At 40.5% G+C, this 15517-nt stretch carries 11 protein-coding genes; 8 read left to right on the top strand and 3 right to left on the bottom strand.

The window, feature by feature from the left end; all coding sequences use genetic code 11:
- Window positions 1-13: 13 nt before the first annotated feature.
- From JMX92_RS07055 to hisD, 8 genes are all read left to right on the top strand, one after another.
- Complete coding sequence (locus tag JMX92_RS07055) at window positions 14-1495, top strand: aldehyde dehydrogenase family protein (RefSeq protein ID WP_201544759.1); 1482 nt, start codon at window positions 14-16, stop codon at window positions 1493-1495.
- A 210-nt stretch (window positions 1496-1705) separates the two neighbouring features.
- Window positions 1706-3148, top strand: a complete 1443-nt coding sequence (locus JMX92_RS07050) for a Na+/H+ antiporter NhaC family protein (RefSeq protein ID WP_201544757.1) — start codon at window positions 1706-1708, stop codon at window positions 3146-3148.
- An 82-nt stretch (window positions 3149-3230) separates the two neighbouring features.
- Complete coding sequence (locus tag JMX92_RS07045; RefSeq protein ID WP_201544755.1) at window positions 3231-4031, top strand: helix-turn-helix domain-containing protein; 801 nt, start codon at window positions 3231-3233, stop codon at window positions 4029-4031.
- Between the two features lie 366 nt (window positions 4032-4397).
- Window positions 4398-5546, top strand: a complete 1149-nt coding sequence (locus JMX92_RS07040) for a tyramine oxidase subunit B (RefSeq protein WP_201544753.1) — start codon at window positions 4398-4400, stop codon at window positions 5544-5546.
- A 123-nt stretch (window positions 5547-5669) separates the two neighbouring features.
- Entirely contained in the window at window positions 5670-6092 is a 423-nt protein-coding gene (locus JMX92_RS07035; RefSeq protein WP_201544751.1) for a RidA family protein, read from the top strand.
- Between the two features lie 24 nt (window positions 6093-6116).
- Window positions 6117-7415, top strand: a complete 1299-nt coding sequence (locus JMX92_RS07030; protein ID WP_201544749.1) for an NAD(P)/FAD-dependent oxidoreductase — start codon at window positions 6117-6119, stop codon at window positions 7413-7415.
- A gap of 214 nt (window positions 7416-7629) precedes the next feature.
- Entirely contained in the window at window positions 7630-9042 is a 1413-nt protein-coding gene (locus JMX92_RS07025; RefSeq protein ID WP_201544747.1) for an aspartate ammonia-lyase, read from the top strand.
- Between the two features lie 247 nt (window positions 9043-9289).
- Window positions 9290-10585, top strand: a complete 1296-nt coding sequence (gene hisD, locus JMX92_RS07020; protein ID WP_201544745.1) for a histidinol dehydrogenase — start codon at window positions 9290-9292, stop codon at window positions 10583-10585.
- 557 nt (window positions 10586-11142) lie between these two features.
- Here the strand turns inward: hisD and JMX92_RS07015 are convergent.
- The 3 genes from JMX92_RS07015 to JMX92_RS07005 all read right to left on the bottom strand — a co-directional run.
- The gene (locus tag JMX92_RS07015; RefSeq protein WP_265089769.1) at window positions 11143-12267 is read right to left on the bottom strand and encodes a dicarboxylate/amino acid:cation symporter; all 1125 of its coding nucleotides are present in this window, start codon (window positions 12265-12267) and stop codon (window positions 11143-11145) included.
- Between the two features lie 304 nt (window positions 12268-12571).
- The gene (locus tag JMX92_RS07010; protein ID WP_227675302.1) at window positions 12572-15085 is read right to left on the bottom strand and encodes a hypothetical protein; all 2514 of its coding nucleotides are present in this window, start codon (window positions 15083-15085) and stop codon (window positions 12572-12574) included.
- Between the two features lie 128 nt (window positions 15086-15213).
- On the bottom strand, window positions 15214-15517 hold a 304-nt coding region (locus JMX92_RS07005), incomplete at its 5' end, for an integrase core domain-containing protein (protein WP_201544737.1).

Here is a 15517-nt window from a genome sequence, read left to right as displayed (position 1 = left end):
ATAGGAATAATTGATGAATACATACAACGAACTCTATATTGACGGCAAATGGGTGACACCATCAACCGGAGCCACTATCGCTAATATCGACCCTAGTAATGAAAGTGTGATTACTGACATTGCTAACGCGTCTGTCGAAGATGCAGAAGCAGCTATTAAAGCCGCTAGAGAAGCATTCGATAACGGTAGTTGGTCTGGACTCACAGGCTCACAGCGTGCGAAGTATCTGCGCGCTATTGCCAAAGAGATCAGAGATAATTTGGATTTTTTGGCGCAGTTAGAAGTACAAGACAACGGCAAGCCTTTTACAGAAGCTCAGTTGGATATGAACGGTGTAATCGATTGTTTTGAGTTTTATGCCAACCTAGCAGAAGATTTCGATAACAACCAAGAGTCTGAGCTAGAGATTCATAGTGAGGGTTATAGCTGCCTAGTTCGTAAAGAGCCATTAGGAGTAGTCAGTGCCATTATTCCATGGAATTTTCCTTTAGATATGGCCGCTTGGAAAGTCGCTCCTGCTTTAGCTGCAGGTTGTACGATGGTATTAAAGCCCGCAGAAGTCACCTCAATGACGGCCATAGAGCTTGGCCGTATCTGTCAAAAGGTTGGGTTACCTAATGGCGTATTAAACATCGTCACTGGTCATGGCTCAAAAATAGGGCCGATCTTATGCGAGCATCCTGCTGTAGACAAAGTCGCCTTTACTGGTAGTGGCCCAGTCGGCAAGCAGATCATGCGATCAGCTGCAAATACGGTGAAGAAAATTAGCCTTGAGCTTGGTGGGAAATCACCACTCATTATTTTTGATGATGTCGATATTGAGACAGCAGTCGAATGGATTATGTTTGGTATTTTTTGGAACCAAGGTCAAGTCTGTTCTGCAACCTCAAGAGTATTAGTTCAAGACGGCATCTATGATGAATTGACAGCACGCTTAGTACAAGAAGCTGAAAAGATCGTCATTGGTAATGGTATGGATAAAGGGGTTCAGTTGGGGCCTGTCGTCAATAAAAAACAGTATGACGCTGTTATAACGACGCTTGAAAAAGGTAAGTCTGACGGTGTTAACGTCTTAACTGGTGGCAAACGAGCCAGCGGATTTGATAAAGGCTATTTTATTGAGCCGACCGTTTTTGGAGATGTTCCTGAAGATCATCCTATTTGGACAGATGAGATTTTTGGACCTGTCGTTGCCCTTCGTCGTTTTACAGATGAAGCAGAAGCAGTTGCAAGTGCCAATAATTCAGAGCTGGGTCTGGCCGCTGGCGTTATTTCTAAAGACATTGATAGGGCCAATCGTGTCGCTCGAAATCTACAAGCAGGTATTATCTGGGTCAATTGCTCACAGCCGCTATTTTTACAAGCGCCTTGGGGTGGTTACAAACAGAGTGGCATAGGGCGAGAGTTGGGCACTTGGGGACTTGATAATTATTTAGAAACCAAACAAATCACGACATACCACAGTGAAGCGCCTTTAGGTTGGTACTTGACATAGAGGCTAGTTGTTACTTTTTGTTTGGTACAGAAGTCATATTCAGAAAAATTTAAGTTGGTTGGTGGCATGGATGTTATCAATCAATAAAAGTTGCTAATAGTTTATTCGCTCTGATTCATAACACAGAGCGAATAAATTATTTTTAAATCTTAATACTATTTATCTTATATTTCACATTGGCTATTAATCATATTAAGGGATTTTATGAATATGACTCTAAACCCACCCACGCCAAATTTTCTATTAAAAAGGGCTCTGCCCACACTCGTTATTATAGTGGCGATCTATCTTTTATCGCTATTACTTGGTATTCACATTAATGCCGTCGCTCTAACCATTATATTAATGGTCACGTTTTGTCTAATAAAAATGCCGGTTCCCATTGCCCTTATTATGGCTGCTTTATTAGGTGGTCTACAATCGGGGCTTTCTTTTGGGGATTCATTAGCTGCTTTTAATGAAAACTTGCTTTCAGGTGCTCAAATTGGTATTACCTATATCATGATTGGTGCCTTTGCAGTGGCGTTGGCTCGTAGTGGATTATTAGAGCTGTTCGCAGCTAAAATCACCAAAAAAATGGACAGCAAAACGTCCACTGCGCATAAACGTATTAAGTGGACGCTGTTTATTATATTTGCAGTCGCCGCATTGATGTCACAAAACCTGGTTCCCGTACATATCGCTTTTATTCCTATTCTTATCCCACCACTGATCCATATTATGAATGAGTTGAAAATGGATCGCCGTGCTGTTGCATGTGTCTTAGCCTCTTGTATCAGTGTTGCTTACTTACTCATCCCATATGGTTTTGGTGATGTGTATCTCAAACAAATATTATTGGCAAGCGCTAATGACGTTGGTGCAAGCTTAGGCTTCGTTGCGACAGCCAGCATGGCACCCAAAGCGATGTTCTTTCCAGTGATGGGGATTATTGCCGGGATGTTGTTTGCGGTATTTATCACGTATCGCAAACGCCGTGAGTATAAAGACCTTCCGGTATTAACCTCTACAGTTAAATCAGACAAACCCATCAATAAATTTCAGATTGCTATTACGCTCATCTCGATTGGGGTCGCTTTAACTTTACAAATTATGTATGACTCATTATTAGTAGGGGCGTTAATAGGTTTTGTCATCTTATCGTTTTCTCGTATTTTCCGTTGGAATGAGCAAGATGGTGTCTTTACTCAAGGTGTTGCATTGATGGCAGAAATCAGTGTCGTCATTACACTTGCGACTGGTTTTGCAGGTGTGATTACTGCGACTGGTGAAGTAAACTCATTGATTGAACTTTTCATGAATTATATTGGTGACAACAGAGTGATGGGTGCTACTGTCATGATATTGATGGGGCTCTTTATCACCATCGGTTTTGGGGATTCATTTGCCTCTGTCGCAATTCTTGCGCCTATCTATTTACCATTAGCCTTATTACTCGGTTTTTCACCATTAGCCAGTTTGGCTATATTGGGAGCATCAGCAGCGTTAGGCGATGCAGGCTCGCCAGCATCTAGTATCACACTAGGGACCACAGCAGGTTTGAATGCGGACGGACAGCATGACCATATGATAGACAGTGTTATTCCTACCTTTACACATATTAATATAGGAATGGTGCTATTCACTTGGGTTGCTGTAGTGTATATACTTTAATGACTCATAGAATGGTGACCAACCTCGTTTTTGGTCGCCATTCCCAGCCTTTGATACCTATTACTATTTGTCAGGGAGGCTCATGAACACTCAATTAATCAGTCCAATTCAGCCGTATTTTATATTAGATGCGCAAAACAGCTACCAAAAAAAAGAGATCAATCGTGATGGTATTGCTCACTTTTATTGCTTTACCTTAGACAAAGAAGGGGATGCAGTTAGTGTGGTGCCTGATGCCAGTATCGATATTATTTTTAAATTGCACAAAGACAAACCTGAAGCATGGGCGTGCGGCAGTTGGCGAAAGCTTGGAAAAACGGTCTTTGAGCATGGCTGCTCATACTTTGGCATACGCTATCAAATTGGTATAGTGCCGAGTTTTTTGTCTATCAAGCCAGGAGATATTATTGATCAAAGCATTCCTTTACAGGATATTTCTGTATTAGGCGCTTCTTTGGTCGATAGGCTATCTGACTGTCAAAGCTTCGAACAACAAATCAGTGTCTTCCAACAAACTTGCAGTCAAAAGACGGATTTATTGCAGTCCTCTAAGCTATATCATGTACTGATTAACCTGATGTTAAAACATCACGGTAATATCAGTATCACCGAGTTATGTCATCAAAGCGGCTATTCTGCTCGAACCATCAGTAATTCCTTTAATGATTATTATGGTTTTTCTCCGAAAGCCTGCAATCTAATTTTGAGATATCAGCACGTATTAGATAGGTTGATGCAAAATGACTGCAAGCGCCTAACCGATCTTGCAATCGACACTGGTTACTCAGACCAAGCACATTTCTTTCGACAATTTAAACAATACAATGGACAAGGTCCAAGAGAGTTCCAGCATATGCTGAATAAGTATATTCACAGGACTTAGTTCTAGGGCTTCGCTCTATAGATCCGTTATTGTTATAAAATCGAAATTTTATGGCGTCTGTATTTTAATTATCTGCTATTTTTAATCGTCCTATTCTCATTGAACGGCATCAAGCTATTGATGACCGCATATTTCTGCATTGTCTCTCCTAAAGTAATTTATCTCCTTAGCTGTGATCGCTTCTTTGATATCGCTTGATTCGTTTCAATTCATCAATTCCAACACCTCATAATTTTATTATTAACTTGCTTATAAAAAGTCAGGTTTTAGGTTTTCTATTGCCGATTTATTCTATTTATAGGATTTGTAGTGTGTGACTATTAAGTGACAGCAAGCAACGTAAACAAATAAGGAAGTGAGAATAAAATGACAACGGAATATGCCAATACGAAGATTGATTTTATTTATTTATCAGAGCCAGACATGATTGCGGCTGGCGTGACTGACATGGCTCAGTGCGTAGATACCATGGACGATATGTTCAAACTGCTATACAGCGGTGACTATCGTATGGCTGGACCTAATAATGATTCTCATGGCGCCATGATGATGTTCCCTGACGAATCTCCATTTCCTAATATGCCAAAAAATACGGCTGATCGACGGTTTATGGCGATGCCTGCTTACTTAGGCGGTAGCTTTCAAACGACGGGTGTCAAATGGTACGGCTCAAACACAGAAAATAGAGGTAAAGGTCTGCCACGCTCTATTCTCACCTTTATGCTAAATGATACTGACACTGGCGCGCCTTTGGCTTTGATGTCAGCAAACTTATTATCAGCGCATCGTACAGGGGCTATTTCTGGTGTAGGTGCGAGATACTTAGCTAAGAAAGACAGCAAAGTAGTCGGAATCTTAGGACCTGGAGTCATGGCTAGAACGGCACTAAGTGCGTTGGTTGTAACGTGTCCTCAAATTGACACCTTAAAAATTAAGGGCCGAGGCCAAAAAAGTTTAAACAAGTTTATAGACTGGGTGACTGCAGCGCATCCACAGATCGACGTGCAAATCGTCGATGAATTAGAGGATTTAGTTCGTGGCTCAGATATCGTGACTTATTGTGCTTCAAGCGTCGTTGGCGATGCGGCAACTTATCCCATCATTAAAAAGGAATGGTTAAAGCCTGGCGCATTCATGGCGATGCCAGCGGCTTGTAATATTGATGATGCGCTCGCTACCTCTGATTTCAGAAAAGTTTTAGATTGCACTGGATTATACGAAGCTTGGTTTGAGGAATCAGACCATAAGCCTGCTCATAATTATGTGCCAATCATTGGCGTAAAGTTCATGGATATGGTTGATGAATGTGCTCTAAAAAAAGAAGACATAGAAGACTTAGCCAAAATCATCAGTGGTGATGCACCTGCACGCCAAAATGACGAAGAGATTATTATCTTGTCTGTTGGTGGCTTGCCTATCGAAGATGTGGCGTGGGCGACCGTCGTATATCGCAACGCGATTGAAAAAGGTATTGGTGTGAAGCTTAACTTATGGGACACCCCAGTTCTATGTTAAGTAGTGCCATCTAGCTAAGCTTATTTATTTCAGGCTATTAACTTATTTACGTAGCCTGACAGCGTTATAACTTTTGATAAGTTATAAATTGTGTTTTAACTACATTCAACTGAGAGAATGACAATGACGAAAATTACTAAATTAAAGACAGGTTCAGCGCTAGAAGAGCACAGCAGTTATTCACGTCTAGTATGTGTAGATAATTGGATTTTTGTTTCTAACACAGCGGGACGTTGTCCTGAGACCAAAGAAATTCCAGACGATTTGAAGGAACAGACTCTGCAAGTATTTGCCAATATTGAACGGGCGCTAAAAGCAGTGGACGCGTCATTGGCAGATGTGGTGATGTCTCGTGTTTTCATTCAAGATCCAAAAAATACAATGGATATTATGGAAATAGTCGGGGAGAAGTTTAGAGGTGTTGATCCTGCTACTACCGTTAGCTGCCCACCGCTGGGTTCTGATATCTACAAAGTAGAGATAGAAGTGACTGCGTTCAAAGGCGCCTCAAGTGCAGAAACAGTTACCATCAATATTGGCCAATAATAAGCCATAAGGAGTACGGTTCCAATGGCACCTATCATAAAACCGATTATCAATCCTGCGACCAATTTACCGCATGCTACTACTGTGGTCATCATTGGTGGCGGTATTGTTGGATTAACCGCCGCCTTAACACTTGCTGAACGCAATGTACCTGTCGTGGTACTAGAAAAAGGAAGAATCGCGGGTGAGCAGTCCTCTCGTAATTTGGGATGGATTCGAAAAACCAATCGTCTTTCTGATGATGTGCCTTTGGCGCTAGCCTCTGACAAGTTGTGGGCAGAGATGTCTAAAAGAGTAGGTGCTGATGTGGGATATAGTCAGTCTGGTATCTTGTTTATTGGCAGAACACCTGCCGAAATAGCAGGGTATGAGAGTTGGCATAACTCTACACAGTCATTAAATCTTGATTCGCGTATGGTCACGGCCAAGCAGATTGACCAGCTCGTGCCAAACGGTCGCGGCAAATGGGCGGGCGGGATTTACACGGCATCTGATGGGCGCGCAGAGCCGACATTGGCATCGAGTGCTATTGCCAATGCCGCCATTGCTAAAGGCGCTGTCATCATCGAAAACTGTGCGGTCAGAACGCTGGCCACCAAAGGCGGGCGTGTGTCTGGCGTCATTACTGAACAAGGTGAGATTCTTTGCCAAGAGGTGTTGTTGGCGGGCGGGATTTGGTCGCGTAGATTCTTAGGAAATTTGGGCGTCAATTTGCCGACATTACCAACGATATGCTCGGTGTTGAAAACCAAGCCAATGGATATTAAATTTGACCCCTCTGTAGGCGCCCCAGATTTTTCATTCAGAAAGCATAGAGATGGTGGTTATATTATTTCGCAAAGAGGTAAGTTAGATGCGCCATTAACCATAGACCATTTGTTGCTAGGGTTAAAGTTTTTACCTGCGTTAAAGGGGCAGCATAAATTCTTAAAAATTGGCTTAGGTAAATATTTTTGGGATGATTTACGTCTAGCACGCAAATGGAAAGAGGACAGTGTATCGCCCTTTGAAAAAGTTCGAGCCATGAATCCACTGTCAAATGAAGTACTGACGGGCAATGCCTTAGACAATCTACGTGCATCTTGGTCGGGTTTTGAGCATGCAGAGATTGAAACACAATGGGCTGGTGTGATTGATATAACGCCAGATTCTAACCCTGTGATAGATCGTATCGATAAAATCCCAGGTTTGACTATTGCGACTGGGTTTTCAGGGCATGGATTTGGTACGTCGCCTGCTGCAGGTCAACTTGCTGCCGATATGGTCATGCAAAGTGACACACCTTTAATTGACCCAACACCTTACCGCTTTTCACGTTTTTAAAGTATTTTTATTTATGTCACACATGGATGAGACATAAGCAACATAGATTGATTTGCCGCAGGGCTCGTTATGCTGATAGCAGTATAAAAAGCAATATCGTCTCTGCCGCAACGATTTCTTTAACCAAGTAACGCTATCAATTGCCATTCCAACACGAATGACAACATAAGCACATTATCATTAATCAGGGTTCTATAAAAAGGAGTTTTACCCGATGAATACTGCTACTCGCCAAGAGCATGATCTAATTGGCTATCGTGACGTTCCAGCCGATGCTTACTATGGTATCCAAACTTTACGTGCCTTCGAAAACTTCACCGTTAGTGGTGTACGCTTGCATCAGTTTTCTACGTTTGTTAGAGCGTTGGCTACTGTAAAAAAAGCCGCGGCAATCGCTAATAATAAAGTTGGTGTGCTCGATGAACGTATCAAAGACGCTATCGTCGCTGCCTGTGATGATGTGATCGACAACAAATATCATGACCAGTTTATCGTCGATATGTTTCAAGGCGGTGCAGGTACTTCAACCAATATGAATGCCAATGAAGTCATCGCCAATAGAGCGTTGGAAATCCTAGGCTATCAGAAAGGCGACTATCAGCACGTCCATCCAAATAATAATGTCAATCTTTCACAATCGACTAACGATGTCTATCCTACGGCGATGAAAGTCGCTTTGGATGACTACTGTACGCGCTTGTTACAAAAGATGAAGGTGCTACACGACAGCTTCATAAATAAAAGTATTGAGCTTGCTGATGAATTAAAAATGGGTCGGACACATCTACAAGATGCAGTACCTATGACCGCCGGTCAAGAATTCAACGCTTTTGCAACGATGATCAAAAAAGAGATGGCTCGTATAGAATCTAGTCGTGTGTTATTTCACGAAATTAATATGGGTGGTACAGCGATTGGTACGGGATTAAACGCACCTGTTGGCTATTCAGAGCTGTGTGCACAAACATTAGAAGAGCTTACAGGCAGACCTTATTACATCGCTGAAGATTTGATTGAAGCCACGCAAGACACGAGTCCTTATGTGGCATTGTCCGGCAACTTACGCTTACTCGCTGCACGCTTGTCGAAAATCGCCAATGATTTGCGCTTACAGACGTCTGGCCCGCGGGCAGGTCTGGCTCAATACCGTCTGCCAGAAATGCAGCCTGGTAGCTCGATTATGCCGGGTAAGGTAAATCCGGTAATCCCAGAAGTTGTTAATCAGGCTTGCTTTCATGTGATGGGGGTAGACAATGCTATCGCTATGGCCTCTGAAAGTGGTCAGTTACAGCTGAACGTATTCGAACCCGTCATGGCATTCAATTTATTTACGGGCATGAGCATGTTGTCAAATGTCTGTGAGGTTTTTGCGACTCGTTGTATTGATGGTCTTATGATGAATAATGAGGCTTGCCGTGTTGAGGTATTTAATAATATAGGCTTGGTCACTGCACTGAATCCACACCTAGGTTATGAGTCTTCTTCTTATGTGGCTAAAAAAGCGCAAGAAACGGGCGGCAGTGTTTACGATATTGTTTTAGGTGAAAAGCTAATGAACAAAGAGACTTTGGACTTTGTTTTATCTCCTGCCAATATGGTTTACCCAAAAGTGAAGCTGATGCCTTAGTGTCAATGTCAGTTTTGCTTTGAGTTAACAGAAAGGTCGTATTCGCATTTGCTAATACGGCTTTTCGTTGTCTGATGATCAAGTCATTAGAGTAGGTCAAAAGTTACTACATCTTTTACGCTCAAAGTGATTTAAATGAACGTTAGACATCAAAGAGAATCTATCAGCCTAGTTTAATTTTTTAGAGCTGAGGTTGTTTTGTTCAATCAGTTATCAACATCAATTACAAACATTAAGGATGAGACTTATGCGCCAGTTAAGTACCCAAGACACAGATTTTGAGCAGCAGCTAGCTACTTTGCTTGCCTTCGAAACTGTCAACGATGCCAACTTACTAAAGACAGTAGATGACATCATTGCTCAAGTTAGACTCGATGGTGATAGCGTCGTACTGGCACTAACTCAGAAGTTCGATCAACATCCAGCCACATCAATCCATGAGCTTGAGTTGTCTAAAGAATCTTTGGCTGAAGCGTTTGACACATTAGACGATGAAGCAAAGACTGCATTGACCATTGCGACAACAAGAGTAAAAGACTTTCATCAACGTCAGGTACAAGAAACGTGGCAGTATGAGGATGAGCTGGGCAATCGACTAGGGCAAAAGGTCACGCCACTTGATCGAGTTGGTATTTATGTGCCAGGTGGTCTGGCCTCTTATCCCTCATCAGTCTTGATGAATGCCATTCCTGCTAAGGTAGCTGGTGTCAAAGAAGTGATTATGGTGGTGCCAGCACCTAAGGGTGTACTCAATCAACTTGTTTTAGCAGCAGCTCATTTAGCAGAAGTCGATCGAGTATTTACGATAGGCGGAGCGCAAGCAGTTGCAGCATTGGCGTATGGTACAGAGACTATCCCGCAGGTGGATAAAATTACGGGTCCTGGAAATAAGTTTGTGGCCGCTGCAAAGCGTGCAGTTTTTGGACAGGTGGGTATCGATATGATTGCAGGACCATCAGAAGTGCTTGTATATGCTGAAGGCGAAACGGATGACCGTGCTGATTGGCTAGCGATGGACTTATTGTCGCAAGCGGAACATGACCGTGTGGCTCAAGCTATCTTTGTGACAACCTGTCCTAAGCAGCTTGCTGAAGTTGCTGCTGAGATTGAAAAAGCGTTAAATGATCTGCCAAAAGCCGATATCGCCCGAGACTCTCTAAAGCATCGCGGTGCACTAGTGTTAGTGAGAGACCGTAGCGAGGGCATGGCCGTTATCAATCGAGTGGCACCTGAGCATTTAGAGTTGTCAGTAGACAATCCTGATGAACTGCTCAACGATATTCGTCATGCAGGTGCTATCTTTATGGGTCGTCATACACCTGAGGCGATTGGTGACTACTGTGCAGGTCCTAACCATGTGTTGCCAACATCGGGAACGGCAAGATTTTCTTCACCACTTGGTGTCTATGACTTCCAGAAGAAATCATCTATTATTTACTGTAATGAGAGTGGTAGTAAGCCGTTAGCTAAAACTGCTGACATTTTAGCTCAACGTGAGGATTTGGATGCGCATGCGCGTTCTGCACGCTATCGGTATCAGTAGGATAGTTAGCCTAATGTTATTAGGCTTATCAAACTCCGATATTCAAAACATCGACTGAGTAAAACACCAGGTAATAAAGGGTTACCAACACTATGAATAATATAGTGTTGGTAACCTTTTTTACTTCTATAAAAATCAGTCATACCTTATATACATTTATAGTATTGAATCGCTCCGGGACTGTCAGAGACTTAATATTCTAAAAGAATAGGACAATGAAAACTGAAATCTAAACTTCCGAGAGTGCAAGCGCAAAGCTTAAATATAAGCATCGAAGAAGCTTCCGACAAAGTCGGGGCGATTTGGATATCAAAATATTATATAATTTTATTTTACTAAAGTTTAAACAATAAAAACCCTTACAAGCTAATAGCTGTAAGGGTTTTTGTATATTAGGCCTATTATCAATTAAGCTTAATAATTAAAGTAAGTTAATCAAAGTTGATTGATAGGTTGATATGATAGTGAATATTTTTCTTTCACCGAGAGTTATATGTAGCGCCAATAAACCTACATTGATCTTACTTATCAAAATCTAATAAATTATAATTAGCTCCTTACATTACAGCTTCTGAAGTGACAATCACTTGGTTTTCCTCAACAGTATCTCCTTTCCACTTCTCAGTCTGATCAACTATTTTGGCACCAACTAAATCTCCAACAACGTTACCAAAAGTGAAGATCATATCTACTAAGATATTAATACCTGCCGTCAGTGCCACAATCTCAATCGGTAAGCCTGCTTGTGTAAAGACGATAGACATACCAATTAATCCAGCCCCTGGTACGCCAGCAGTACCGATAGCTGCCATAGTGCCGATTATAACGATAGTAGCCAACTCTGGCGTTGATAAAGTCATCCCCATAATTTCTGCGGCAAAGATAACTGCAACACCAAACCGTATTGCTGTACCATTCATATTTACTGTTGCGCCAATAGGCAATGTGAGCTTTGCAACTCGTTCACCAATACCGGCCTTTTCTGCACATTTAATAGTAACTGGTAAAGTACCGATACTACTACTGGTAACAAATGATGTAAAAGCAGCTTCTTTAATATCCTTGTAGAACTGGATAACTTTAATACCAAACACTTTCATCATTATTGGGAACGCAACTCCAACCAGGATAATTACTCCAAGGTATGAAGTGCCGATAAACTTCCCAAGAGCGATAGCAGTGTCTAGTCCTTGAGTTCCAAATGTATTAGCCGTAATACCTAACACCCCAATAGGCGCATATATCAAGATACCATTAAGAATTTTAGATATTACTTCATTACAAGCTTCGAGGAGTTTAAATAAGAAGTCGCCCATTTCTTGCTGTTTTTTGTCCAATGAGTGGCGCATAAACAAAATAGCTAAGCCAGCTATGACAGAAACAAAAACTACTGCTAGAATATTCCCTTGAGCAAGAGCATTAAAAATATTACTCGGCACCATATTCAGTATTGTATCTATAAAGGATGGGCGAACAGGAGCATCCATAACAACTTCTGTAGGCAAAGAAAAACCAGCCCCTGGGTTTGTGACTTTAGCTAAGATGATGCCGATTACTACTGCAATACCTGTGGAAAAAAGGTAGAAGGGAAATATTTTTAATCCTATACGACCTAATTCTTTAGGGTTTGAGTGATTAACCGCTACCATCAAAGAAAATATTACAAGCGGGATCACGATCATTTTCAAACCCCAGTATTCAGCACATCACCTGAGTAAAACACTAAACTAAAGAAGGTTGCTAACACTATATTATGTATAGTGTTAGCAATTTTTTTACTTATATAAAAATCAGTTATGCCATGTATTAATTTATAATCTTAATATTCTTGTCACCGAACTAATGAGGTAGTTGGTATCTGACAAATATCAAATCAGCCTATAAAATGATTATTAGATCTTTTGCATAAGTCATTGCCAGCCCTTGATACTCTGTTAGCGGAGGTAAATAAAACGGTACTTTTGCAAGAGATCTATTACTTATGTATTATTTTGGTAATACAGTTTTTCTAGTTCTACATAATTTGAAGCCTTCGGGTACTGGTTTAAAGTTGTCATTATCCTCAGTCCACCGTTTTGCTTTACTCTGGAATTCTCTCAGCATATTAATATCTAAAGTCGCTGTCACAACATAATTATTATCACCACCTCGCAACCTTGCAATCTCTCTTAAATATGTCTTTTTTGCGGGAGCATGGATTCTACTATCTCCATACTTTCTATTGTTAACTAATATTTTATAACAATGCACATCTAATGCTGATGATTCTATCAAAGAAGAAAATGTATCTAAATCTCTATTCCAGCTCAATGTCATCAATGCATCAACTTCACCTTGAAAATCTATTCTTGCTTTACTATTTAGTAGTTCTGAACAGATCATTAAACCAAAATGAAATCCATCATGAATATAGACTGGCTTTCTATATCTCTTCTTGTTTATATCTTTTCCTGATATGGCCCACTGCTTCCCATACACTGTTGTAAGATTTTTATCTTCACCTACAGCAGGTTGTAATTTGGGCTGACGAATCCGCACAAAAGCAGGATAACCTAGTCTATTGTCAGATAATACTAACACAGCTTCAGAAAGCACTTTATCTCCAGGGAAGTGTCGATATTCAGTTCCTGCGATCAAACTAATCCCTGCTTTACTTAGTGTTAAAGATATACTGTCTACCCATTTTAATGGTATTGATAGCTCAGGAAAAATCACGTAATTTGGTTTAGGTTTAATGGTTAGAACATCGTTAACTATTTTTACTAATTGTCGATAACGTTCTTGACTTAAATTAGGTTTATTAGAAGCTGTTGATGCATAGTCATAATCATCTGTTTGTATATTAGTCAATGCAACAATAACCTTGCTGTTTCTATTAGTACCTATTTTAAGGAAGTTTCTTTTCTTATTTGATTGATTATTACTTGGTTGCTCTACGGCAAGTAGTGTTGGCTTAACCCATACACCCCTTATAGCTTGAGTATACTTCGCCCAAATGACAGCAGAGCTGTTAGAGTATATACTCATTGCACCGTTGTTTAAACCAACACATTCAGGTGCCAGTTCAGCTATTTCAGATGGGCTTAGAGGTCTAGTTGGAAATAAATAAGGTAAGTAACTTTCATTAGTTTTTTTACCCTTTCTTACAGCTGATAGTCTGATAGTTCTTGTTGATTTCATAAACTTTTTAAGAACTACAGTATCAATCAAGCCTGACCCTTCAAGAATCTCTAATATCACACCTTCTTTATAGCCTACTCTTATTTGCATCAGCTGTTGCGCTGACTTGCTTTTTAAAATTTCTTTATAAGGCTGCTTTGCTAAATCTGCTAATGCAATGTGGGGCGCTTGCTTCTCAAAATCAGCAATTTTAAAGTCTAAGTTAAGTAAATCTTCTACTTCTGCCAGATTATTAAGTATTTGGTTGATGAATAAGTCAGAGAGTCTTTTTTTGTTAGTAAGTCGTTCTTTCGAAAACAGTTTATTAGGAGAATAGTAACGAGCCGCGGCGTCAACAAATAGCCAAGTCAAGGTTCCTTTTATATATCTCCAAATATTTTTCTCTGTAGTATTCAGTTGAGTACCATTGATTATGACATTGTTGTTATGTGTTTCTATCTTGGATAATACATCAATAGCTTCATAAGCCTTAAGTGCTATTCTCTCAGCTTGTTTCCACTCATTCATGCCAATAGCAAATCCTAACAAACGCGGCACATAATTAAAGTATGTAAATATCGCATCCGCTCTTAATATATGATTGAGAGCAAAATCATAAAACTCATTACGGTGCTGTCTCCATTCGTTTGGAGGCAAATCCCGCGCTAATGTATCTACATGTCGCAGCTGTAATGCCCATCCTAATCGGCGAATTGTTAGTCCATCGGCTCTTCTGAGAGTATCTGCGCTCTCACCAATATTGCCAGCAGCAGACAATACTTTCGCTGCTGTAGAATTCTCAAGTTGGTCTGGATAGGGTAGCAATCGATGTTCACTTGATAATTCATTTATGTCTTTTTCAATGCTATCCAGCAGATCAAACCCCGCTTGTCCCTCTAAAATGAATAATTTTTGCTTATTCGACTGAAGTTGTATTTTTGACTTTCCTTGAATGCTTTTTCCTTGTTGGATACTCCATATCTGAGCACCTTTATTGGTTTGATAAAATACATCTTTTCCTAACCTTTCTTGGAAAAATTTCATTAGGTCTGTACTATTGGAAATAGTACCAGGGTCGCGTATTACGATAAACATATCATCGACGTAGCGACCGTAATGAACTGGAGATATTTTCTCTAGTATTAATTTATCCCACTCATATAACAGTGCATTTGAAATAATGCGACTGCATGTTAGCCCAATTACTAGGCCCCCATTAATTTTGCTATCACCTTTAGTTGCAAGACTACCAAAGTTTGAAGCTTTCTCTGACCAAGCGTTTAGAAAGAAAGCCAATGCATCAGTAAAATCTCGTTCTTCACTAGTTAAGTTAACATTCATTGTTTCGCACAACGCTTTACTACTTATCGCTGTAGGATCGATTAAATGGTAATAACTTTTAAGATCTAAAGAAACTGCTAATACTTTACTGAACCGCCCCGAGTATATCGGAGAGTGGATTACTTGAGTCAGGCAGCTTTGTTTGACTCATTAAGACTATCATAGTATCGTCTCTCAAACTCAAAAGGCGACACATAACCAATCGTACTATGAATGCGAGTTTTGTTAAACCAATCGACCCATTCAAGAGTTGCTAATTCAACATCACTTACACCTTGCCACTGCTGTTTTAAATATTCAATCACCTCCGTTTTATAAAGCCCGTTAACCGTTTCAGCCAATGCATTATCGTATGAATCACCGGTTGTACCAACAGATGCAATAACGCCAGAATCAGCCATCTTATTAGTATAGCGAATGGATAAGTACTGA

It is taken from the genome of Psychrobacter sp. H7-1 (genome assembly GCF_904846585.1).
Classification (GTDB): Bacteria; Pseudomonadota; Gammaproteobacteria; order Pseudomonadales; family Moraxellaceae; genus Psychrobacter; species Psychrobacter raelei.
The sequence above is the reverse complement of the archived record's forward strand: the minus strand, read 5'-3'. Positions and strand labels throughout refer to the sequence as shown.